Annotated in this window: 20 protein-coding genes; 11 read left to right on the plus strand and 9 right to left on the minus strand. The window is 65.7% G+C overall.

Annotated elements, in window-relative coordinates:
* Positions 1 to 2: 2 nt before the first annotated feature.
* From rpoS to P8H27_RS08120, 4 genes are all read right to left on the minus strand, one after another.
* On the minus strand, positions 3 to 929 hold the full coding sequence (rpoS, locus tag P8H27_RS08105; protein WP_289636823.1) for an RNA polymerase sigma factor RpoS: 927 nt from the start codon (positions 927 to 929) through the stop codon (positions 3 to 5).
* 213 nt (positions 930 to 1,142) lie between these two features.
* A complete protein-coding gene (locus P8H27_RS08110; protein WP_289636627.1) occupies positions 1,143 to 2,366 on the minus strand; it encodes a CaiB/BaiF CoA-transferase family protein in 1,224 nt (407 codons plus the stop codon).
* A 174-nt stretch (positions 2,367 to 2,540) separates the two neighbouring features.
* Entirely contained in the window at positions 2,541 to 3,290 is a 750-nt protein-coding gene (locus tag P8H27_RS08115; protein ID WP_289636628.1) for an amidotransferase, read from the minus strand.
* A 213-nt stretch (positions 3,291 to 3,503) separates the two neighbouring features.
* Entirely contained in the window at positions 3,504 to 4,682 is a 1,179-nt protein-coding gene (locus P8H27_RS08120) for an acyl-CoA dehydrogenase (RefSeq protein WP_289636629.1), read from the minus strand.
* 192 nt (positions 4,683 to 4,874) lie between these two features.
* Between P8H27_RS08120 and P8H27_RS08125 the strand changes: the two genes are divergently transcribed.
* From P8H27_RS08125 to P8H27_RS08165, 9 genes are all read left to right on the plus strand, one after another.
* Positions 4,875 to 5,783 carry a LysR family transcriptional regulator gene (locus tag P8H27_RS08125; protein ID WP_289636630.1) on the plus strand — a complete coding sequence of 303 codons (909 nt, stop codon included), beginning with the start codon at positions 4,875 to 4,877 and terminating at the stop codon, positions 5,781 to 5,783.
* A 545-nt stretch (positions 5,784 to 6,328) separates the two neighbouring features.
* On the plus strand, positions 6,329 to 7,453 hold the full coding sequence (locus tag P8H27_RS08130) for a Re/Si-specific NAD(P)(+) transhydrogenase subunit alpha (RefSeq protein ID WP_289636631.1): 1,125 nt from the start codon (positions 6,329 to 6,331) through the stop codon (positions 7,451 to 7,453).
* An 11-nt stretch (positions 7,454 to 7,464) separates the two neighbouring features.
* Positions 7,465 to 7,779, plus strand: coding sequence for an NAD(P) transhydrogenase subunit alpha (locus tag P8H27_RS08135; RefSeq protein WP_289636632.1), 315 nt, complete (start codon positions 7,465 to 7,467; stop codon positions 7,777 to 7,779).
* A gap of 2 nt (positions 7,780 to 7,781) precedes the next feature.
* Positions 7,782 to 9,221: an NAD(P)(+) transhydrogenase (Re/Si-specific) subunit beta gene (locus P8H27_RS08140; RefSeq protein ID WP_289636634.1), complete on the plus strand. Its 1,440-nt coding sequence runs from the start codon at positions 7,782 to 7,784 to the stop codon at positions 9,219 to 9,221.
* A 528-nt stretch (positions 9,222 to 9,749) separates the two neighbouring features.
* Entirely contained in the window at positions 9,750 to 9,965 is a 216-nt protein-coding gene (locus tag P8H27_RS08145; protein WP_289636636.1) for a DUF1127 domain-containing protein, read from the plus strand.
* Between the two features lie 244 nt (positions 9,966 to 10,209).
* A complete protein-coding gene (locus tag P8H27_RS08150) occupies positions 10,210 to 10,416 on the plus strand; it encodes a DUF1127 domain-containing protein (protein ID WP_289636638.1) in 207 nt (68 codons plus the stop codon).
* A gap of 96 nt (positions 10,417 to 10,512) precedes the next feature.
* Positions 10,513 to 10,830, plus strand: a complete 318-nt coding sequence (locus P8H27_RS08155; protein ID WP_289636640.1) for a DUF2388 domain-containing protein — start codon at positions 10,513 to 10,515, stop codon at positions 10,828 to 10,830.
* A gap of 94 nt (positions 10,831 to 10,924) precedes the next feature.
* Positions 10,925 to 11,245 carry a DUF2388 domain-containing protein gene (locus P8H27_RS08160; protein WP_289636642.1) on the plus strand — a complete coding sequence of 107 codons (321 nt, stop codon included), beginning with the start codon at positions 10,925 to 10,927 and terminating at the stop codon, positions 11,243 to 11,245.
* The gene (locus P8H27_RS08165) at positions 11,242 to 13,197 is read left to right on the plus strand and encodes a DUF4105 domain-containing protein (RefSeq protein WP_289636643.1); all 1,956 of its coding nucleotides are present in this window, start codon (positions 11,242 to 11,244) and stop codon (positions 13,195 to 13,197) included. The genes P8H27_RS08160 and P8H27_RS08165 overlap by 4 nt, the downstream gene beginning before the upstream one ends.
* A 96-nt stretch (positions 13,198 to 13,293) precedes the next feature.
* Here the strand turns inward: P8H27_RS08165 and P8H27_RS08170 are convergent, their stop codons facing one another.
* A complete protein-coding gene (locus P8H27_RS08170) occupies positions 13,294 to 13,698 on the minus strand; it encodes a GFA family protein (protein ID WP_289636644.1) in 405 nt (134 codons plus the stop codon).
* 76 nt (positions 13,699 to 13,774) lie between these two features.
* Here P8H27_RS08170 and P8H27_RS08175 point away from each other — a divergent pair, with 76 nt between their 5' ends.
* Together P8H27_RS08175 and P8H27_RS08180 are read left to right on the plus strand one after the other, a co-directional pair.
* Positions 13,775 to 14,713, plus strand: coding sequence for an AEC family transporter (locus P8H27_RS08175; RefSeq protein WP_289636645.1), 939 nt, complete (start codon positions 13,775 to 13,777; stop codon positions 14,711 to 14,713).
* A gap of 355 nt (positions 14,714 to 15,068) precedes the next feature.
* A complete protein-coding gene (locus P8H27_RS08180; RefSeq protein ID WP_289636646.1) occupies positions 15,069 to 15,857 on the plus strand; it encodes a gamma-glutamyl-gamma-aminobutyrate hydrolase family protein in 789 nt (262 codons plus the stop codon).
* 75 nt (positions 15,858 to 15,932) lie between these two features.
* On the opposite strand, the gene P8H27_RS08185 is transcribed toward P8H27_RS08180, so the two are convergent.
* From P8H27_RS08185 to P8H27_RS08200, 4 genes are all read right to left on the minus strand, one after another.
* Positions 15,933 to 17,615 carry a phosphate ABC transporter substrate-binding/OmpA family protein gene (locus P8H27_RS08185; protein WP_289636647.1) on the minus strand — a complete coding sequence of 561 codons (1,683 nt, stop codon included), beginning with the start codon at positions 17,613 to 17,615 and terminating at the stop codon, positions 15,933 to 15,935.
* A 166-nt stretch (positions 17,616 to 17,781) separates the two neighbouring features.
* On the minus strand, positions 17,782 to 18,639 hold the full coding sequence (locus P8H27_RS08190; RefSeq protein ID WP_289636648.1) for a hypothetical protein: 858 nt from the start codon (positions 18,637 to 18,639) through the stop codon (positions 17,782 to 17,784).
* Positions 18,636 to 20,282, minus strand: a complete 1,647-nt coding sequence (locus P8H27_RS08195; RefSeq protein ID WP_289636649.1) for an ATP-binding protein — start codon at positions 20,280 to 20,282, stop codon at positions 18,636 to 18,638. The genes P8H27_RS08190 and P8H27_RS08195 overlap by 4 nt, the downstream gene beginning before the upstream one ends.
* Before the next feature lie 3 nt (positions 20,283 to 20,285).
* Complete coding sequence (locus tag P8H27_RS08200; RefSeq protein WP_289636651.1) at positions 20,286 to 21,041, minus strand: PspA/IM30 family protein; 756 nt, start codon at positions 21,039 to 21,041, stop codon at positions 20,286 to 20,288.
* Between the last annotated feature and the right edge of the window lie 133 nt (positions 21,042 to 21,174).

Consider the following 21,174-nt stretch of genomic DNA (forward strand, 5'->3'; position numbering starts at 1 on the left):
GGTCACTCGAGCAAGGTGTCGCTGGACTGGCCATCCTCCTGCAGAATCACGCGCAGGCGCCTGAGTGCTTCGACCTGTATCTGCCTGACCCGCTCGCGGGTCAGGCCGAATTCCTGACCGATCGCCTCCAACGTGCAGCTGTCGTGGCCACGCAGACCGAAATGGCGCACCACAACCGCGCGCTGCCTGTCACTCAGCGCCGCCAGCCACTTGTCGATGCTATGCGGCAACTGGTCGTCCTGCAGCAACGTGCAGGGATCGCTGGGTTGTTCGGCGCTCAAGGTCTCAAGCAGGGTGGTGGCCGAATCGGAGCCGAGCACGGCATCTATCGAGCCGACCCGCTCACCCAGCAGCAATATGCGTTTGACCTCGTCCAGCGACGTGGCCAGCAGCTCGGCGATGTCCTCGGCAGTCGGAGTGCGCTCGAGCCGGGCAGCCAGCACATGGGCGGCGTGCAGATAGGCATTGAGCCGCTTGGCCACATGAACCGGCAGGCGGATGGTACGGCCCTGAGTCATGACGGCCCACTCGATGTGTTGGCGAATCCACCAGGTGGCGTAGGTCGAAAAGCGGCAGCCCAGCTCAGGGTCGAACTTGCTCACCGCCCGGATCAAGCCCAGATTGCCCTCCTCGATCAGATCCAGCAGCATCAGGCCACGGTTGACATAAGCGCGGGCAATCCTCACCACCAGACGCAAATTGCTCTCGATCATGCGTTTACGCGCCGCCGGATCGCCCTGCCGCACCAGGCGTGCGAAGTGCAGCTCCTGCTCCGCGGAGAGCAAGGGGCTGAAACCGATTTCGCTCAGATACAGCTGGGTCGCGGTCAACGCCCGCTTGTAGTCGACCGCCCTGGATTGCTTGCGTGAGGCTGACGGCTTCGTTTGACGCTGAGCGCATTCGTCCTGTTCAACGCGGTACGACTGCATCCGTGGCATAGTGATCACTCCCCCGACGGCAGCTATGGCATCAAGCTGACACATCGGCGGCAAGCGGGTATTGATGTGTGTCAACGCCTGCGCCCCGGGCACTCGGCGCCACGGCTGCACGCCCAGGCGCCGGGCCAGGCCGGTGCAATCACCTCCAGTTCGCGCGCGGTTGCGCCCCGGCGGCGGCGGCAGGCGAGCGTTTTTCACCGCCGCTCAGAGCACCCCGGCCGCGCGCAAGGCGGCGATCTGCTGCGCCGTCAGTCCCAGATGCTTTTGCAGCACCTGCTCGGTGTGTTCGCCGAGCAGCGGCGGCGCGTTGCGGTACTCCACCGGCGTTTGCGACAGGCGCAGCGGGCTGGCCACCAGCGGCGTGCGGCTGCCCAGGCCGTTGGGCAACTCGATGCGCAGGCCGCGGGCCTTGACCTGGGGATCCTCAAACACCTGGGCCAGGTCGTTGATCGGCCCGCAGGGCACGCCGGCCCGTTCCAGCTGGGCGATCCATTCGGCGGTGGTCTTGAACACCGTGGCCTGGCGCAGCAACGGGATCAGCTCGGCGCGGTTGGCGACCCGCGCCCGGTTGGTGGAAAAACGCGAGTCGTCGGCCAAAGCCGGAAGGCCGGCAACCTCGCAAAGCTTGCGGAACTGCCCGTCGTTGCCCACGGCGATGATGAAGTCGCCATCGGCCGAGGGGAAATCCTGGTAGGGCACGATATTCGGGTGGGCATTGCCCAGGCGCTTGGGCGCGACCCCGGTGGTCAGGTAGTTCATCGCCTGGTTGGCCAGGCAGGCGACCTGCACGTCGAGCAGGGCCACGTCGATATGTTGGCCGATGCCCGACTGCTCGCGCTGATTCAGCGCGGCGAGCACGCCGACCGTGGCATACAGGCCGGTGAGGATATCGGTGAGGGCCACGCCGACCTTGACCGGACCGGCGCCCTCCTCGCCTTCCGGGCGCCCGGTCAGGCTCATCAGGCCGCCCAGGCCCTGGATCATGAAGTCGTAACCAGCGCGCTTGGCGTAGGGCCCGTCCTGGCCGAAGCCGGTGATCGAGCAGTAGATCAGCCGTGGGTTGAGCGCCTTCAGCGAGGCGTAGTCGAGGCCATAGGCGGCCAGGCCGCCGACCTTGAAGTTCTCCAGCAGCACGTCGCAGTTCTGCACCAGTTCGCGGATCAGGCGCTGGCCTTCGGCCTGGGTGAAGTCCAGGGTGACCGATTGCTTGTTGCGGTTGGCGCTCTGGAAATAGGCCGCCTCGCGCGAGTCGTTGCCCTCGCCATCCTTGACGTAGGGCGGGCCCCAATGGCGGGTGTCGTCGCCGGAACCTGGGCGCTCGACCTTGATCACCTCGGCGCCGAGGTCGGCGAGGATCTGCCCGGCCCAGGGGCCGGCGAGCACGCGGGACAGGTCGAGAACGCGGATATGCGACAGGGCGCCGGACATAGCTTCAACTCCAGGAAATGGCCGCGTGCAGCGGCACGCGTGGGTTCATCCTAGGAGGCCGGGAGCGCCCCGGCAAACGAGGATTTCGCACGCTGCTGTGCCATATCCTCACTCCACAACGACGGACAAGGCCTTTTTTGCTGCAGCAACCCCTTGTTACTGTGCGTAATACGCCTACTCGACGCCTGCCTGAGCGGCCGCAAGGCCGGCCGGCTGGCCCTGGGCGACGAAGCGCATCATCCACTCGGCCACCACCGCCCCCTGGTGCGCCTGCCCCAGGCTATCCATGGCCTGCCGGTAGACCTGCTCGCCCCAGTGCGCCTTGCGGATGTCGAGGATCGCCCGCGAATAGTCCGCCACCAGCTCCGGGTGGCCCTGCCAGCACAGCACCTGGTCGCCAACCTGGTAGGCGGCGATCGGGCAGAAGGCGCTGGCCGCCAGGACGGTGGCGTTGGCCGGCGCCTGGGTGACCTGATCCTGGTGGATGATCAGCATCGACAGCGCCTCGGCGCGCGGCTGCATCCAGGCCCGCTGCTCGAGCACTTGGTACTGCTGCACGCCGAGCCCCCAGCCCTGCTCGGCGCGCTCGGTCTTGCCGCCCAGCAGCAGGGCCAGCAACTGGTGGCCGAAGCAGATGCCGAGCAACTTGTCGCCGGCCGCAAAACGCGCCAGCACGTAGTCGCGCAGGGTCTGGATCCAGGGTTCGGCGCCGAAGGAGTCGTACTTGCTGCCGGTGATCAGGTAGGCATCGTAGCGCCGCGCATCGTCCGGGTAGTGCCCCTGCACCACATTGAACACCTCAAACTCGGCGGCGATCGGTTGCTGGGCGAACAGCTGCTGGAACATCCAGCCATAACCGCGATACTGCGCGACCAGTTCGGGGCGGATGTGATCGGTTTCGAGAATGCAAATGCTCAATGCCATTAACGGATTCCTGGCGCGGGGAATAAAGGGAAAACTGGATTCGGCTGATGAGCCGTCGCCACGGGGCTCGCCTTGCCGGCCGTTGAACGGGATCAGGGGCCGGTCGCGGCGAGGGCCAGAACATCAGGCGTCATTGCCGCCCTCAATCGGGGTCAGGGCGCAGAAACTACAACGGGCGGGCAGCCTGGCTACCCGCCCGTGGTCGCGACTGGCTCAGTAGAAGGCTTGGATGCCGGTCTGGGCGCGACCGAGGATCAGCGCATGCACGTCGTGGGTGCCCTCGTAGGTGTTGACCACTTCCAGGTTGACCAGGTGCCGGGCCACGCCGAACTCGTCGCTGATACCATTGCCGCCGAGCATGTCGCGGGCCATACGGGCGATGTCCAGCGACTTGCCGCAGCTGTTGCGCTTCATGATCGAGGTGATCTCCACCGCCGCGCTGCCCTCGTCCTTCATCCGGCCGAGGCGCAGGCAGCCTTGCAGGGCCAGGGTGATTTCGGTCTGCATGTCGGCCAGCTTCTTCTGGATCAGCTGATTGGCCGCCAGCGGCCGGCCGAATTGCTTGCGATCCAGGCAGTACTGGCGCGCGGTGTGCCAGCAGTCTTCGGCGGCGCCCAGGGCGCCCCAGCTGATGCCGTAACGGGCCGAGTTGAGACAGGTGAACGGACCCTTGAGGCCACGCACATCGGGGAAGGCGTTTTCTTCCGGGCAGAACACGTTGTCCATGACGATTTCGCCGGTGATCGAGGCGCGCAGGCCGACCTTGCCGTGAATCGCCGGGGCACTCAGACCCTGCCAGCCTTTTTCCAGGACGAAGCCGCGAATCTCGCCGGCGTCGTCCTTGGCCCAGACCACGAACACATCGGCAATCGGCGAGTTGGTGATCCACATCTTGGCGCCGGTCAGGCGGTAGCCGCCGTCGACCTTCTTCGCCCGGGTGATCATCGAGCCCGGGTCGGAGCCATGATCCGGTTCGGTCAGGCCGAAGCAGCCGATGTATTCGCCGCTGGCCAGCTTGGGCAGGTATTTCTGCTTGGTCGCTTCGTTGCCGAACTCGTTGATCGGCACCATCACCAGCGACGACTGCACGCTCATCATCGAACGGTAGCCGGAGTCGACCCGCTCCACTTCGCGGGCGATCAGGCCGTAACACACGTAGTTGAGGCCGCTGCCGCCGTAGGCTTCGGGAATGGTCGCACCGAGCAGGCCGGTCTCGCCCATTTCGCGGAAGATCGCCGGGTCGGTCTGTTCATGGCGGAAGGCTTCCAGCACCCGCGGCGCCAGCTTGTCGGCGGCGAATTGCTGGGCGCTGTCGCGCACCATGCGCTCTTCTTCGCTCAGTTGTTGATCGAGCAGCAGTGGGTCGATCCAGTTGAAGCTTGCCTTGGCCATCGTGAAAACCTCGAGTTGATACGGAGGAGAATCATCGCAGCCAGGGCCGCGTCCACAGGGTAGATGGGGTTGATCCTAGGCCGCCCCAGCACTCGGGGCAAACGAGGATTTTGCATACTATTGTGCTTTTTACTCACTCCGGAGTAACTTTGGCCCCGACTTTCCCCAAAATCGAGTGAGAGTGCCGCACAGATGCGTCGCAAAATCCCCAGCACCACCGCCCTGATCGCCTTCGAGTCGGCCGCCCGCCACCAGAGCTTCACCCGTGCGGCCGAGGAGCTGGCATTGACCCAGAGCGCCATTTGCCGGCAGATCGCCGGGCTGGAAGAGTTTCTCAACGTCGAACTGTTTCGCCGCTCACGGCGCGGGGTCAAGCTGACCGAGGCCGGCCTGTCCTACGCGCGCCGGGTCGCCGCGCAACTCGATGCCGTGGAACGCGACACCCTGGCAGTGATGGGCCAGCAAGGTGCCATGAGCATCGAGCTGGCGGTGGTGCCGACCTTCGGCACTCAATGGTTGCTGCCGCGGCTAAAAAATTTCCAGGGTCTGCACCCACAGGTCACGGTCAACCTGACCAACCGCACCCGGCCGTTTTTGTTCGCCGACACCGAATTCGATGCGGCGATCTATTTTGGCGACGGCGACTGGTCGGGCACCGCCTCACACCTGCTGATGCGCGAGAACTCGATGCCGGTGTGCAGCCCGGCGTTGCTCGAAGGGCACAGCGGCCTCAGCGCCGAACGTATCGCCGGCCTGCCGCTGCTGCAGCAGACCACCCGCCCCTACGCCTGGCGTCAGTGGTTCGGCTCTCTGGGGCTGAATGTTGCCCGGGACATGAGCGGGCCGCGTTATGAACTGTTCTCCATGCTCGCCCAGGCCGCTATGCACGAGATGGGCGTGGCCTTGATTCCACCCTTCCTGATTCAGCGGGAACTGGGCGAGGGTCGCCTGGTGCTGGCGCTGGAACATGCCTGCCACAGCGACAAGGCCTATTACCTGATGATTCCCGAGCGCAAGGTGGAGTCCGCGGCGCTGCAAAGCTTTCGCGACTGGTTGGTGCAGCAAGCGCGCGACTATGCCCAGGCGAGCAGTCTGGAATAAACGACAGCAAGCGAAGCAACTACTCCCCCGGACAGCCGCCTAGGCGCCCACTCCATTTGTCCGTCACCGATGGCCGGGCCTTTCAGCACGGCGCACACAGGACGAGCTGACCGCGTAGTCAAAAATACCGGTAACTACATTTACACGCTTGGCGTCGCGCACAAGCGTCCAATTTATTGCACAAAAAAGCGCGTAAACGCCCTGAATAGCGGCGCTTGGCGCCCCCTTCGTCCGCGCAGCGGCAATCCGATCGGCGGCCAGTCATGGCGCCCATCGGATTGCCGCGAAAAAACCCCGCCAATGGCCGTCGCGGCCACGCCTAACAAGACTTTGCCGGAAATAATGGTTCATAAGTCGCAGCGTGACTTGTAGTTGTCGCAAGGTTTTACTCCATAACGCCTTGAAGGACTTATGCTGCGCCTGCAAAATGCCGCCCCCGCCCTCAGCGCAGCTTCTGCTAGGGTGATTTGTGCTGATCCCCCCCTTCGCCGACGTGCCATCCGCAGCGCGCCGGTTCACCAAAAAGATCACGCAGGAGATTTGACGTGCACATCGGTGTTCCTCTCGAAACCCATGTCGGCGAGACGCGGGTAGCCGCCACGCCAGAAACCATCAAGAAACTGGTCAGCCAAGGCCATCAGGTCACCGTACAGAACGGAGCCGGCATCAGCGCCAGCATTCCGGACAGCGCCTATGAGGCCGCCGGGGCAACCATCGGCAGTGCCGCCACCGCCTTCGGCGCCGACCTGGTGCTGAAAGTCGTGGCCCCGACCGACGCCGAACTGGCCCAGATGCAGACCGGCGCGGTGCTGGTCGGCATGCTCAACCCGTTCAGCAACGAGACCATCGCGCGGATGAATGCCCGCGGCATCACCGCCTTCGCCCTCGAGGCCGCGCCGCGCACCTCGCGCGCGCAGAGCCTCGACGTGCTCTCGTCGCAGGCCAACATCGCCGGTTACAAGGCCGTGCTGCTGGCCGCGCACCACTATCCGCGCTTCATGCCGATGCTGATGACCGCTGCCGGCACGGTGAAGGCGGCACGCATCCTGATCCTCGGTGCCGGCGTCGCCGGCCTGCAGGCCATCGCCACGGCCAAACGCCTGGGCGCAGTGATCGAGGCCTCGGACGTGCGTCCGGCGGTGAAGGAGCAGATCGAATCGCTCGGCGCCAAGTTCGTCGATGTGCCGTGCGAGACCGATGAAGAGCGCGAGTGCGCCGAAGGCGTCGGCGGCTATGCGCGGCCGATGCCGGCTTCCTGGATGGCGCGTCAGGCCAAGGCAGTGCACGAACGCGCCAAGCTGGCCGATATCGTCATTACGACTGCCCTCATTCCGGGGCGCAAGGCACCGACGCTTCTCCATGAGAACACAGTGGCCGAAATGAAACCGGGCTCGGTGGTCATCGACCTGGCCGCAGCGCAAGGCGGCAACTGCCCGCTGACGGTCGCCGAACAGGTGGTGATCCAGCACGGCGTGACCATCGTCGGCCACAGCAACCTGGCCGCCCTGGTGCCGGCCGATGCCTCGGCCCTGTACGCGCGCAACCTGCTGGACTTCCTCAAGCTGATCATCGACAAGGATGGCCAGCTCCACCTCAACCGCGAAGACGACATCGTCGCCGCGTGCCTGATGTGCACGGGCGGCCAAGTCGTCCGAACCAACGGCCAATAAGGAGTAGGGACATGGATCTGATTTCCGACGGTATCTACAACCTGATCATCTTCGTGCTGGCGATTTACGTCGGCTACCACGTGGTGTGGAACGTCACCCCGGCCCTGCACACCCCGCTGATGGCGGTGACCAACGCGATTTCGGCGATCGTCATCGTCGGCGCCATGCTGGCCGCCGCCCTGACCGTGACCCCGCTGGGCAAGCTGATGGGCACCCTGGCCGTGGCGCTGGCCGCGGTCAACGTGTTCGGCGGCTTCCTGGTCACCCGGCGGATGCTGGAAATGTTCAAGAAGAAGGCGCCGAAAGCGGCCGCGGAGAAGCACTGACCATGAGCATGAACCTGATCACCGTTCTCTATCTGATCGCCTCGATCTGCTTTATCCAGGCGCTCAAGGGCCTGTCGCACCCGACCTCGTCGCGGCGCGGCAACCTGTTCGGCATGCTCGGCATGGCCCTGGCCATCGTCACCACCATCGGCCTGATCTACAAGCTCGGCGCGCAGATGGGCAGCGGCGCCGGCATCGGCTACGTGATCATCGGCCTGCTGGTCGGCGGCAGCGTCGGCACCCTGATGGCCAAGCGCGTGGAAATGACCAAGATGCCCGAGCTGGTGGCCTTCATGCACAGCATGATCGGTCTGGCCGCGGTGTTTATCGCCATCGCCGCCGTGGTCGAACCGCAGTCGCTGGGCATAGTCGCGGCGCTGGGCGATGCGATTCCGGCCGGTAACCGCCTGGAGCTGTTCCTCGGTGCGGCCATCGGCGCCATCACCTTCTCCGGCTCGGTGATCGCCTTCGGCAAGCTGTCCGGCAAGTACCGGTTCCGCCTGTTCCAGGGCGCACCGGTACAGTTCGCCGGCCAGCACAAGCTCAACCTGGCGGTCGGTCTGGCGATCATCGGCCTCGGCCTGCTGTTCAGCCTGACCGGCAACCTCGGCGCCTTCGCCCTGCTGGTCGTACTGGCCTTCGTCATCGGCGTGCTGATCATCATTCCGATCGGCGGCGCCGACATGCCGGTGGTGGTGTCGATGCTCAACAGCTACTCGGGCTGGGCGGCCGCCGGGATCGGCTTCTCGCTGAACAACTCGATGCTGATCATCGCCGGTTCGCTGGTCGGTTCTTCGGGCGCGATCCTCTCCTACATCATGTGCAAGGCGATGAACCGCTCGTTCTTCAACGTCATCCTCGGCGGCTTCGGCGGCGCGGCGGCTGCCGGCCCGGCAGCGGGCAGCCAGGAGCAGCGTCCGGTGAAGTCCGGCTCCAGCGACGACGCCGCCTTCCTCCTGACCAACGCCGACACGGTGATCATCGTCCCCGGCTACGGCCTGGCGGTGGCCCGCGCCCAGCACGCGCTGATGGAATTGGCGGAGAAGCTGACCCATCGCGGAGTCAACGTGAAGTACGCGATCCACCCGGTGGCCGGGCGTATGCCGGGGCACATGAACGTGCTGCTGGCCGAGGCCGAGGTGCCTTACGAGCAAGTGTTCGAAATGGACGACATCAACTCCGAGTTCGGCCAGGCCGACGTGGTGCTGGTGCTCGGCGCCAACGACGTGGTCAACCCGGCGGCGAAAAACGACCCGAAGTCGCCGATCGCCGGCATGCCGATCCTCGAGGCCTACAAGGCCAAGACCGTGATCGTCAACAAGCGCTCGATGGCCAGCGGCTACGCCGGTCTGGACAACGAACTGTTCTACCTGGACAAGACCATGATGGTGTTCGGCGATGCCAAGAAGGTCATCGAGGACATGGTCAAAGCCGTCGACTGACCCGCCCCGCGTGACAAACAACCCGGCCACTGCGTGCCGGGTTTTTTTGGGCTCTCTGTTGCAAGCTGAGGATCTGCCCGTAGCGACTCCCGCCGCGAGCTTCATCGCGGTTTAACCGGTTTTCCCGGACAAACCGTCGCCCAGAATGCCGCTCGGGAGAGTATTCCCGGGTGACCTTCACGACAGTCCGCCAGCGATACAGATAGCCTCCGCCAGGCCACAGGTTTCGCTAAAAAACTGAACGACAGATCAAGGATTAAGGTCAATCAATTTACAACTGTACCTATAGTCAATCACTGAATATTTTCATATACACAAGATAAATCACTGCATTATTTGCCATCACACGGTAATTAACTTATGACAGGTACAGCTGCCGCTAAAAATATCGAAACAGTTGCTAAGCATGCTATCTAATAGCCTGACAATTTACCTCAGCTGTGACTATTGCACCGATCGCCAGAAGCGGAACATTGGCACCAGGCAAAACACTCTCTAAACCCGCCACAAGCGGAAGGATGACCCACCATGGAACGTACACTCAGTTCCGATCTGCTCTTCGAGTCCAGCTCCTCCAACGCCACCGGCAACCTGCCGCTGCGCATCGTCGCCACCCTGCTGACCTGGCAGCGCCGCATGGTCAGCCGCCGCCAGCTGGCACGCCTGGATGCCCGCCTGCTGGCCGACGCCGGTATCAGCGAGACCCAGCGCTACGCCGAGTTGAGCAAGCCGTTCTGGCGCTAAAGCTGGCGGCGCAAGCCGCTCCGCACGCCCTGACAAACCCGCCCACGCCCTGCGTCGGCGGGTTTTGTCGTTATGCTCCAGGCCGAACAGCACAGCTTGCTGCGCTCACGAGCAGAACAGTTTTATAAAAATAGCAACTGACCCAGTACACTTTTCCCTGACTGTGACTGCCAGGCTAGCCAGTCTCGCGCGACCATGGCTACCCATACCGCCACGCCCGCCCTGTACGGGAAGGATCCTTGCCATGGAGCGCATTCTCAGCGACATCCCCGCAACACTCGAGCAGCCACGCATCGACCCGCTCGCCCGCCTGCGCGACACCCTCAGGCGCTGGCAGTTCAATACCCGCACCCGCCGCCAACTGGCCAGGCTGGATTCACGCCTGCTGGCCGACGCCGGCATCAGCCCCGGCGAACGCCTGGCAGAACTGGAAAAACCGTTCTGGCGTTAAGCCAGCATGGTGTGCCGAGCGGCCCCTGAGCTAGGCTTGTAACAACATGGCGTGGCCGCCTGCCACGCCTTTGAAAAATGGCTCAGGAGCTTCAAGATGGTCGCTTTGCGTGCATTGGGTATTTCCGCTTTGTGGGTGCTGGCCACCAGCGCCTCGGCGTCCAGTTTCGTCGCCACCACCGACACCCTGGGCGGTGCCGTCATGGCCACCTCGGACGCGACGTCCGACGCCAGCTCTTCGCTGCGCGACGACAAGATCGTATTGGCCGCCCGTAGCGACGCGGCCAGCTTCATCGCCAGCCAGGGCGCCATCCGTGGCGTACGGCTGGAAGCGGCGCTGCAACATATCCGCCAGCAAGCCCCGACTCTGGGCGCCGACGACGAACAACTGGCGCAGGCCATCCTCAGCCGCTGAGACACCCGCACCTGGGCCACTAGCAGCCTGCGCCGAGGAACTGACTGCCGTCATACTCGTCCAACCCGCATCATGTCGTTTCTCGGAGATTGCCATGCATCGTCCCTTGCTCGTCACTGTCGCCGTGCTGGCCTTGTGCGCCGGCAGTGCCCAGGCGCAAACCCTGGTCGCCACCAGCAATATCATCGTGCGCGCGCTTGACCGCACGCTCGACTTCAGTTCGGACACCACCACCTCGGTACGCGACTCGAAAGTCGTCCTCGCCGCGCGTGACGACGCCGCCAGTTTCATCGCCAGCCAGGGGGCGATTCGCGGCGCGCAGCTGGAAGCCGCCCTCGCCGCCATCCGCCGTCGCGTGCCGGAAGCGCAGCACGCCTCCGACCAGCTACTGGCCGAAGCCATTCTCGCCAGGTGAGTCCGCCCCGCACCTGGCTGCTGCTACTGGCGCTGTTGACCAGCAGCGCCAGTCAGGCCGAACTGCGTTTGGTGCTGGATAGCGCCGCGCTCAGCAGCCGCGAACAACAGGCCAGCCAGGCGCTGCTGGACGAGGCGCTCGCGGCCTTGCCTGCGCCGTTCAGGCAGAACCTGGATCGGCGCGTCAAGGTGCGCTGGCGGACGATGCCGGCCGAGGTCTATGGCCGCGCCGGACGCTTCAGCGGCATCGAACTGAACAGCCGGCTGTTGCCTTCGCTCAGCGATGGCAGCGCCGCCACTACGCCGACCCGGCGCCCGCACGGCAACGTGCGCCGCGAGTTGCTGGCCACCGTGCTGCATGAGTTGACCCACCTGTATGACCGTGCGCAGCTCTGGCCGCAGGACGAAAAACGCCTGCTGCAACGCTGCCGACAACGCTTCGCCAGCCTCGGCCCGGTCGGTTTGCCCGATGCCTGCCGCGGCCAGACCGCACGCCGCTTCACCCTCAGCGACGACCCGCGCCTGCTCGATCTGGCCGGCTGGCCGCAACAGGTCGGCCGCCGTGGCGCACGCGAGCAGGCCAACGGCCAGGTGGCGCGCAGCCCGGATGTCTACGAACTGAGCAATCCGCGCGAATTCGTCGCGGTGAATATGGAGTACTTCCTCCTCGACCCCAGCTACGCCTGTCGCCGGCCCTCGCTGGCACGCTACTGGCGCGAGCATTTCGCCGGCTGGACAGCGGCCGAGCAGGAGCCCTGTACCGACGGCTACGCCTACCTCAACGCCGGCCGCGATTTCGCCCGCCAGCCGCTCGGGACGCTCGACCCCGAGCGGGTCTATCAAGTCGATTACCTGCTCGCCGAGGCCAACCAGGAGTGGGCCAGCCGCTGGGGCCACAGCATGTTGCGCCTGGTGATCTGCGCCCCCGGCCGGCCGCGCGGAGCGGATTGCCGCCTGGATCTGGACGAGCACCTGGTGCTGTCCTTCCGCGCCTTCGTCGGCGACCTGCAGCTGTCCAGCTGGGACGGCCTGACCGGCGCCTACCCCTCGCGGCTGTTCGTCTTGCCGCTGGCCCAGGTGATCGAGGAATACACCAAGGTCGAGCTGCGCAGCCTGGCCTCGGTGCCGCTCAAGCTGGAGCGCGCGCAGCTGGAACAGTTGCTCAGCCGCGCCGCCGAACAGCACTGGAGCTACGACGGCGACTACTACTTCATCTCCAACAACTGCGCGGTGGAAACCCTCAAGCTGCTCCGTAGCGGCAGCCAGCACCCGCGCCTGCAGGCGCTCGACAGCATCCTGCCCAACGGCCTGCTCGCCAGCCTGATAGCACGCGACCTGGCCGACCGCAGCGTGCTCGACGACCCGCGCGAGGCCCTGCGCCTGGGCTATCGCTTCGACTCCTTCCGCGACCGTTACCAGGCCATGTTCGCCGTGCTGCAACAGCGCCTGCCGATCGAGCAGAACAACGTCGAAGACTGGCTGGAGCAGAACGCGGAAGCCCGCCGGCCCTGGTTCGCCAAGGCCGATCTGCGCGCCAGCGCCGCGTTGTTGCTACTGGAGCAGGCCGCGCTGCGCCGGCAATTGCTGCTGGCCCAGGACGAACTCAAGCACCGCTACCTCAGCGGTCGCACCGTCAAGGATCCGAGTCTGGACAAAGCCGGCGGTGCGCTGGAGCAGATCCTCGCCAACAGCGGCTTCCTCAGCCGCCCGGCGGAACTGCTCGAAGGCGGTTACGGCCTGCCGCAACCCGCCGAATGGCAACGCCTGGAAGCCGAGAGCCGGGGCCGCCAGCAGCAATTGCGCCAGCTCAGCGACGACCTCGACCAGGCCGTGCGCCAGCTGCTGGCGCCGGCACGTCTGGCCGAACTGGAGGCCAACGAAGCCAATCTGGTGCAGCTCGGCGACCACCTGCGCGCGCTGCACCAGGCCAGCGGCGGCTTGATCCTGCCGTAACCAGTCGTAGCCCGGATGAAATCCGGGGAAATATTGCGCCGCCTGCAGCGCTCCCGGATTGCATCCGGGCTACCGGAGTGCGAAGTCTTGCGCGCCCTACGGAATCTGTTCCTGCTGCTCTTGCGGCAACTGCTCGTCCAGCTGCAGCCAGGGCAGACGGCTCTGCACCCAGATATGCCGCTCCGCCGGCGCCAGCTGCGGCTGATCCAGGGTGGCGACGGTGACATCCAGGGTCTGCGGACTGAGCGTGGTGAACAATGTCAGCTGCGCGCCGCAAGTCGGGCAGAAGCTGCGCGTGCAACTGGCCGAGGAGGCGTATTCGCGCGGCGTGCCGGCCAGCCATGCAAAGCTCGCCCGCGGCACCGTGATCCAGGTGGTGACGATGCCGCCGCTGCTGCGCCGACAGATCGAACAGTGACAATGGGCGATGTCGCGCAACGGCGCCCTGAATTGATAACGCAAGGCGCCGCACTGGCAGCCACCGCAGTGAACGTCGCTCATAACCCCTCCTGGCAAGCCTGTCACCGCCAGCCTAATCCTGCTGCCCCCCTTGCGTCACGAGGTGACGCTGACCAAGATGAGCGCTGGTTCGATGGCGGGGGTTGCCGTGCTGGAGTTGTTGTTGGCCTTGTGGCCTCTGTTCGCCCTGATCGTCGCCGGCTTTTACCTGCGCCGCGGGGAGTTTCCCAACGAAGCCTTCTGGCCCGGCGCCGAGCGGCTGAATTACTTCATCCTGTTTCCCGCCCTGTTGCTGAGCAGCCTGGCCAGGGCTCCCTTGGACAATCCGGCGCTGCCACGCCTGGCCCTGGCGGTGATGCTTGGACTGGGGCTGGCCTGGCTGGCGTTAGTGTTGATCCGCCGTGTGCGTGGCTGGCCGGCCGGGCGCTTCGGCGCCTTCAGCCAGGGCGCGCTGCGCTTCAACACCTACCTGGGGCTGGCCGCCGTGGGCAGCCTGTACGGCCAGCCAGGCCTGAGTCTGGCCGCCTTGATGCTGGCCTTGCTGGTGCCGACGGTGAATGTGCTGTCGGTCTGGTCGCTGACTGCCGAGCGCGGCGTCAGCGCGCGCAGCCTGCTCCTGCCGATTCTGAAGAACCCGCTGATCCTCGCCTGTCTCGGCGGCGTCCTGATCAACCTCGGCGGAATCGGTCTGCCTGGCGGCAGCGAACGCCTGCTCGGCCTGCTCGCCGCCGCCAGCCTGCCGCTCGGCCTGCTCTGCGTCGGCGCCGCACTCAAGCCCGAGCAACTCGGCGGCGAAATCCCCGCCATGGCCTGGAACAGCGGCTTGCGCCTGCTGATCATGCCGCTGCTGGCCTGGGCCGTGGCTTACGGCCTGCAATTGCCCGCGCTGGAAAGCAGCGTGCTGGTGCTGTTCTTCGCCCTGCCGACGGCGCCGACCGCCTATGTGCTGACCCGCCAACTGGGCGGCGACAGCCACCTGATGGCCGGCATCATCACCCTGCAGACGCTGTTGGCGGCCGCCAGCCTGCCCTTGTTGCTGATGCTACTGGCGGGCTGAAAGACCGATCCGCCAGGCGTTAAAAATATTGGACTGCCACAGATATTGAAAACAAAATATATCCGTTTAAAAACAGTCATATAAGACAATATTTCTCAATAATCAGCATATCGGTCGCTTGGTTTTCCCCACGAATAGCGCACCATTCGTTTGACATATTTTACGGCTTTGGCAGACTGGGCCGGTGTTTCGACGGCCAGAGAGCACCGCGAACAGGCTCAACCGCCGCCCTCCGGCAAGCCTGTCGCGCCTGCGCCGGCACCCGTCGACACCGGCAACAAAAACAGGAAGCAGTGCCGCCGCGACGGCCCTTCCTGCACAGCAACGGCAGGTTCTCCCTGCCCCAAGGTGATCTATGTCCAACAACAGCGGCACTCCCCCCAACGCCAAACGCAAGCCCGTGATCCTCATGTCCATGGGCGCCCAGGAACGCAAAGGGCATGCCTATCAGGTGATGACCCACAAATACATCGCTCCCCTCGTCGAGCTCTCCGGCTGCGTACCGCTGCTGGCACCGACCTGCTGCGGCACCGACGACCTCGAGCAATACCTCGACATGGTCGACGGCGTGTACCTCACCGGCGCCGGCAGCAACATCGACCCGGCGCTCTACCACCAGGAAAACCTGACCCCGGACAAGGCCCAGGATCGCGATCGCGACCTGTTCGACCTGCCGCTGATCCGCGCCGCCATCGCCCGCGGTCTGCCGCTCTTCGGCATCTGCCGCGGCATGCAGGAAATCAACGTGGCCCTGGGCGGCGACATCCACCAGAAACTCTATGCCGTCGGCGACTTCGACGACCACCGCGAGGATTCCAACGACCCGGTGGAGGTGCAGTATGGCGAAAGCCACAAGGTGCGGCTGGTTCCCGGCAGCTGGCTGGCCGACTTGCTGGGCAAGGATGAGATCCGCATCAACTCGCTGCATGGCCAGGGTATCGCCACCCTGGGCGAAGGCCTTGAAGCGCTGGCCTACGCCGAAGACGGCCTGATCGAAGCCATCCATGCCCCCGCACTGGCGCAGTTCACCCTCGCGGTGCAGTGGCACCCGGAATGGCAAGCCAGCGCAAATCCCGACTCGGTGAAACTCTTCCAGGCCTTCGGCGCGGCCTGCCGCCAGCGCGTGGCGCAGACCGCGGCGTAGCCGCCTGCCGGACAGCACCGGCACGGCCGAGCTGCTGCGCGCAGGCGCTCGGCCGCAGGTACAGCCGCTGGCGGGCTATTCGAGGGTGAACCACTGCACCTCGACTCGGCGGTTCTGCTCGCTGTCCTGGCCCTGCGGCTCTTCCCAACCGCGGCCGACCAGTTCGATGCGATCCTCGCCGATTCCCGGATGGCGGGCCAGCAGCGCCTCCTTGACCGCCTGGGTGCGTTGGCGCGACAGCTCCATGGCCTTCAACGCCATCTTGCGCAGCAGCGCCGGGCCGCCCTGACGCTCGAACTCGCCGACCATGGCGTTATCCACATGGCCGCGCAGCAACACGATGGAGCCGGGGCTGACCTGGAGGAACTGTTTGATGGTGTCCAGGTAGGCCTGGTTGTCCTGGGCCTGCTTGTCCAGCGCCGCCGAGTTCGGCTCGAAGAAGAAACGGATGTCCTTGCTCAGCAGCGCGTCGCCTTCCAGGGCGACCTTGCCGCTGGTGCGAATCGGCGCGATGGCGATGCTCTGGCCCTTGAACTGAGCGCTCTCGTCCAGCGCCTTGAGGTGTTGCAAATCGGCGAAGCGCGCCGGATCGGCCGGGTTGCGGATCAGCGCGCCATAGGCCAGCACCGAGGACTGGAAGATGCCCTGGAAGGAGCCGGCCGAGTCGATGCTGCCGTCGAAGAAGGCCAGGTTCTCCGGCAGGTTGCTCAGGTGCACCTTGCTCAGCTCGTCGAGGGTTTCTTCCTGGGTCCAGCCAAAGGCTTTGGCCACCACGCCGGCATGGGCCTTCGGATCGTCGCGCAGCAGACGGTTGCCTTCCAGCAGGCCATGCACCAAGCCCTTGACGATCTGCGGATGGGCCGTGGCGAAGCCCTTGTTGACCGCCAGGATATCGGCCACCACCAGCAGGTTGCGGTTGGACACCAGCATCTTCGCCGCGCCGGCGGACTCGGCAACCACCTCGTCGGTGCGCGGCGACCAGCCGACGCAGCCGTTCAGGCGCTGCTGGCCGGCCAGTTCGGCGGCGTAAGCATCGCAGGCGAGAAAGGCATCCTCGTAGAACACCAGGCCCAGTTCGTTCGGCCCCGGCCGGCTGTCCAGGTCGCGCAGGACTTTCACCGGCACGCCGGCCTCGGAGGCCAGGTAGCGGATAAAGAACTCGCTCTCGTTGAACTGGGTGGCGCCGAGCACCTTGCCCTTGAGCTGGTTGACGCTGGCGATGCCGCTGTCCACCACCACCTGGTCGGCGCCGCGGGAGAAGGCGATCTGCGCCGGCACCGTGACCTCGAACTGGCGGCCGAGCACCGCCAGCACGTCGGCGGTGGTGGCCACCGCCGCCAGCTGACCGTTGTTCAGCGCCGACCACTCCTCGCTCTCGCCCTTGCTCAGGCGCAGCTGGAAGCCGTACTGCTTGGCGAAGAACGATTCCGGATTGGGCTGCAAACCGCCGTTGGCGACGATCAGGCCGCCATAACCGGCGTACTCGCTCATGTCGACGTCGATGATCTGGTTCTTCATCTCGTAGGGCGCGGCCGACTGCAGGGTCGGCGTACCCGGCACCGGCTCGACCGGCGCCGGCGCGCCGACCACCCCGAGGCTGGCCGGCAAGCCACCGATCAGGCTGTCGCCGCCTTCCTTGAGCATGTCCTTGCCCACCAGCCAGGCGCCGAGGCCGAGCAGGCCGAGCACCAGCAGGATGGTCAGCAGCTTGCCGGCGGCGTTACCGCGTTGGCGCGGCCTGAATGAACGTGAATGCATGACCTGTCTCCCTGTCGGAGGCGAGCCAGCGGCCCGCCAATCAAAAGTTCTACTTAACCGCTTCGCGGATTGCGCTGCGCTTATCCGGGCTACAGCCTTGCCATCCTCGTAGCCCGGATAAGCCTTAGCGCAATCCGGGACAGCGGCATTCGCTATCTCCCGCCCATCACTGGCGCACCGATTCGCCTTGCGCCGGCTTATCAGCCTGGCCTTGCAAGACATAACGCGGCAGGGCCTGGGGTTCGTTGAGTTCGAGCACGCCGAGCAGGTCGCGTTGGCTATTCAGCCAGCGGCTGGCCTCGTTGAACGAGGAGGTCAGGGCATTCAGCGCCATGCCGATCTGCTCCTCGTCGGTGGCCAGCAGGGTCTGCTCGCGGATCAAGGCGATCTGCTGCTCGATGCGCTGCAACTCGGCATCCACATGCTCCTTGCGCCGCAGGCCTTCGGCATGGGCCGCCTGGCGCGCATCGATCACCTGCTTCTGCTGCTCCAGGCTGCGCCGCAGTTCGTCGTTCAGCTCGCTGGCGCCCAGGCGTGCGTCGATCTGCGCTTCCTGCTGCTGCAACTCGGCGCTGTCCCGGGCGGCGGTGTCCACCACCACGCTCAGCGCCTGGCCGGCCGCCAGCAGGCGCAGATTGAGCCATACCAGTTGTTCCAGGCTGGAGGCATGGGAAGCCATCAACGGCGAGCGCGAGAGCAGCTGCAGCACCTCGCGGGCGCGCGCCTCGACCGCCTGTTGGCGGGTGCGTTGCGCCGCGTCGAGCAACGCCAGGGTGGTTTCGTAACGTTGGCTGGCCGGATCGCTCGGCGGCACCTGCTGGGCATCCACCGTGCGGCGGAAACGCGCGCTGCGCGCCAGCAAGATCAGATAGCCCAGCTCCAGGCCGGCACCCAGCAGCCAGAAGCCGGGGCTGATGAAGGCACCTAACAAACCGCAAGCCGCCAGGGCGAACCAGTTCGGCGGAATCGGCATGCCCAGCGGGCGGGCGTTGAAGGCGGCCCAGAAGTAACGTCCGGCACTCATGGACTGAGGTTCTCCTCAGCGAGGTGGCGCAGGGACTCGGGGACGAAGGCCATGTCGGTGGCTTCGCGGATGGCGATGCTCATCTGCAGACGCAGCACCTGCTCGGGCACCGGCGGCTGATAGCCCTGCAGACAGTGCTCGAGCGCCGCCAGGGGCTGCATCTGCGCGGTGCGCACCTGGCGGTAGACCTTGACCGCCAGCGCCTCGGCGGCACCCGGGGTAAGCAGCAAGGGCAGCGCCAGTTTGACCAGCGCTTTGCTCTCCAGCTTGAGCTCGAAGCGCCCCAGCAGGGCCTTGAGCAGCGCCGCGCTTTCTGCCCGCGTGGTGGTCGGCAGCAGCGGAATCTTCACGTCGACCCGGCCCGGCCGTTTGAGGTCGACCTCGATCAGGTCGGGGCGCGAGGAGGCGAGGATCCAGATCACCTTGCCGCGGTTGTCGGCATCGCCCATCTCCTGGGCGATCATCGAGTAGAGGCGCCCGGACAGGCCGCTGTCGCCGCTGCCGCCGTCGCGCTTGCCGAGGCTCTGGTCGGCTTCGTCGATAAACACGATGCAACGGCCCAGGCCACGGATCAGGCGGAAGATCTTCTCCAGGTTGCCCTCGCTGGAGCCGACCCAGCGGTCGCGGAAGTTCTTCAGCTTGACCACCGGCACCCCGGCCTCGCCGGCCAGGCACTCGACCAGGTAGGTCTTGCCGGTGCCGACCGGGCCGCAAAAGATATAGCCCTTGGGCAGCGCACGCAGATCACTGGCCTGCCACAGCGCCATGTCCTGGCGCAGCCAGACTTTCAGCGCCTCCTGGGCGTGGTAGTCGTCCAGCGTGCGCTTGGATTCGATGAATTCCACCAGCCCGGCGCTGTCGTTTTCCACCAGCTCCTTCTTCGCCTCGATCCAGTCCTGGGCGCCGAGCACCTGGCCCTGGTGGGCACGGCGCTTGACCAGGCTGGCCAGGGCGCTGAGGCTGACTCCGGCCAGGGCCGCCACCGTTGCGCCGTTTTCGGCGGCGAAGGCGGCGGGATGATCGATGCGCAGCTGCGCCAGGCACTGGCCGAGGCTGGCGGCATCCGGCAGCGGCACCTGCACCCGGTCGATGCGCGGGTTATTGGCCACCAGCGGGTGCAGGTCGTTGAGGTTGTCGGCCAGTAGCAGGCTGGCGAAGGCCATGTCGCTGAACGGCGGCTCGGCGGCCCAGTCGCGCACCAGGCTGGCCAGGCTGGCGCTGGCGAAATCGCCCTGGCGGCTGGCCGGCAGCACCAGCTCGGCGCCGCGCAGGATCACCGCCACATGCTCGTTGTCGCCACGACCCAGGGCCGTCAGGTTGGCGCGGTAACGCAGGTAGCGGCTGATCAGCTCGACCGCTTCGCGCGGGTCATGGGGCCAGGGCCGCACCTGCTCGGCGGCCGGCCACTGGGCGAAACGCTCGCCGCCGCGCAGCAGGCTGAGGCCGTTGCCCGGATCGTAGACAAAGACGATATCGAAGGTGCCGAGCAGCTTGGCCTCCAGGTAGCGGGTCAGGCTGACCAGGCGACCGTCCAGGGGGAAGCGGTCGGCGACGTTGCCATAGAGCACGAACTGGCCGTGGGCGCCGCTCTCGTAGGCCAGGCGTAGCTCGGCGACCCAGGCCGCGACTGCTGACTCGGCCATCAGCTACTGGTTTTCCGACTGCGGGTTGCTGCCGCCCATGCTGCGGCTGGTCGCCGCTGCCTCACTGGTTTGCTGGCCCGGCAGGCTGATGCCCTCCTTGGCGGCGAACTCGGCCAGGGCCTGGTCGGCCAGGGCGTCCATCTCGGCTTCCTTGAGGTTGACTTCGCTCATGTCCATGGCGTCGCGGGCCATGCGCGCGCGGCCGGCGGCCTGGGTGCGCTCCTCCTCGACCATCTCGTGCAGGCGGTTGAGGGTGTCGCCCGAGCCACCGAGGTTGCTGACCATGCCGGCGGCCATCTCGTTCATCTCGGCCATGGCGGTCTTCATGCGCAGGTCGTTGATCGCGCCCTTGAGCGCCTCGATCTTGCTGCGCGCGGCGGCCACCGCCACCTCGCGGGCGCGGGTCAGGTTCTGGTAGGTCTCCTCGGCCTGGGCCAGCTGGCGGCGATTCTCTTCCAGCTCGCGACCGAGGTTCTGCAGGCGCAGGGCGTTCTGTGCGGCGGCCGCCTGGTTGCCGGCGCGCAGGTGGGCGGTGGTGCGCGCGTGCAGCTCGCGTTCCTCGGCCTCCTGCTTGCGCACCTGGCTCATCAGGCGCTCGGCCAGGCCGGCATGGGCGGCCAGACCCTGGTTGAAGTTGGCGATCTGTTTGCGCAGGTTTTCCTGCTCCAGCTCCAGCAAGGCCTCCGGGTTCTTGCGCTCGAGATCCTTGATGAACAGGGAGAGGATGCCTTTGAAGATATTGGTCAGGCGATAGAACATGGTGTCTCCTTGCGCTAAGCGGGCAATCCATCGGTTACCGGCGCAATGCCGGGCAGGCTTGGCGCATTCTTGGCGAGCGCGCGCCGGGATGCAACCGTCGGTCGGCTATTGCGCCAGCAGACGTGAGTCCGTT

Source organism: Pseudomonas sp. sp1636 (assembly GCF_030376615.1).
GTDB lineage: Bacteria > Pseudomonadota > Gammaproteobacteria > Pseudomonadales > Pseudomonadaceae > Aquipseudomonas.

Coding starts and splice junctions, on each gene's coding strand:
- P8H27_RS08140 (WP_289636634.1), top strand. CDS start 7,782: ATGAGCATGAACCTGATCACCGTTCTCTATCTGATCGCCTCGATCTGC.
- rpoS (WP_289636823.1), bottom strand. CDS start 929: ATGCAGTCGTACCGCGTTGAACAGGACGAATGCGCTCAGCGTCAAACG.
- P8H27_RS08185 (WP_289636647.1), bottom strand. CDS start 17,615: ATGCATTCACGTTCATTCAGGCCGCGCCAACGCGGTAACGCCGCCGGC.
- P8H27_RS08120 (WP_289636629.1), bottom strand. CDS start 4,682: ATGGCCAAGGCAAGCTTCAACTGGATCGACCCACTGCTGCTCGATCAA.
- P8H27_RS08110 (WP_289636627.1), bottom strand. CDS start 2,366: ATGTCCGGCGCCCTGTCGCATATCCGCGTTCTCGACCTGTCCCGCGTG.
- P8H27_RS08180 (WP_289636646.1), top strand. CDS start 15,069: ATGTCCAACAACAGCGGCACTCCCCCCAACGCCAAACGCAAGCCCGTG.
- P8H27_RS08155 (WP_289636640.1), top strand. CDS start 10,513: ATGGTCGCTTTGCGTGCATTGGGTATTTCCGCTTTGTGGGTGCTGGCC.
- P8H27_RS08135 (WP_289636632.1), top strand. CDS start 7,465: ATGGATCTGATTTCCGACGGTATCTACAACCTGATCATCTTCGTGCTG.
- P8H27_RS08200 (WP_289636651.1), bottom strand. CDS start 21,041: ATGTTCTATCGCCTGACCAATATCTTCAAAGGCATCCTCTCCCTGTTC.
- P8H27_RS08145 (WP_289636636.1), top strand. CDS start 9,750: ATGGAACGTACACTCAGTTCCGATCTGCTCTTCGAGTCCAGCTCCTCC.
- P8H27_RS08160 (WP_289636642.1), top strand. CDS start 10,925: ATGCATCGTCCCTTGCTCGTCACTGTCGCCGTGCTGGCCTTGTGCGCC.
- P8H27_RS08195 (WP_289636649.1), bottom strand. CDS start 20,282: ATGGCCGAGTCAGCAGTCGCGGCCTGGGTCGCCGAGCTACGCCTGGCC.
- P8H27_RS08175 (WP_289636645.1), top strand. CDS start 13,775: ATGAGCGCTGGTTCGATGGCGGGGGTTGCCGTGCTGGAGTTGTTGTTG.
- P8H27_RS08115 (WP_289636628.1), bottom strand. CDS start 3,290: ATGGCATTGAGCATTTGCATTCTCGAAACCGATCACATCCGCCCCGAA.
- P8H27_RS08125 (WP_289636630.1), top strand. CDS start 4,875: ATGCGTCGCAAAATCCCCAGCACCACCGCCCTGATCGCCTTCGAGTCG.
- P8H27_RS08150 (WP_289636638.1), top strand. CDS start 10,210: ATGGAGCGCATTCTCAGCGACATCCCCGCAACACTCGAGCAGCCACGC.
- P8H27_RS08190 (WP_289636648.1), bottom strand. CDS start 18,639: ATGAGTGCCGGACGTTACTTCTGGGCCGCCTTCAACGCCCGCCCGCTG.
- P8H27_RS08170 (WP_289636644.1), bottom strand. CDS start 13,698: ATGAGCGACGTTCACTGCGGTGGCTGCCAGTGCGGCGCCTTGCGTTAT.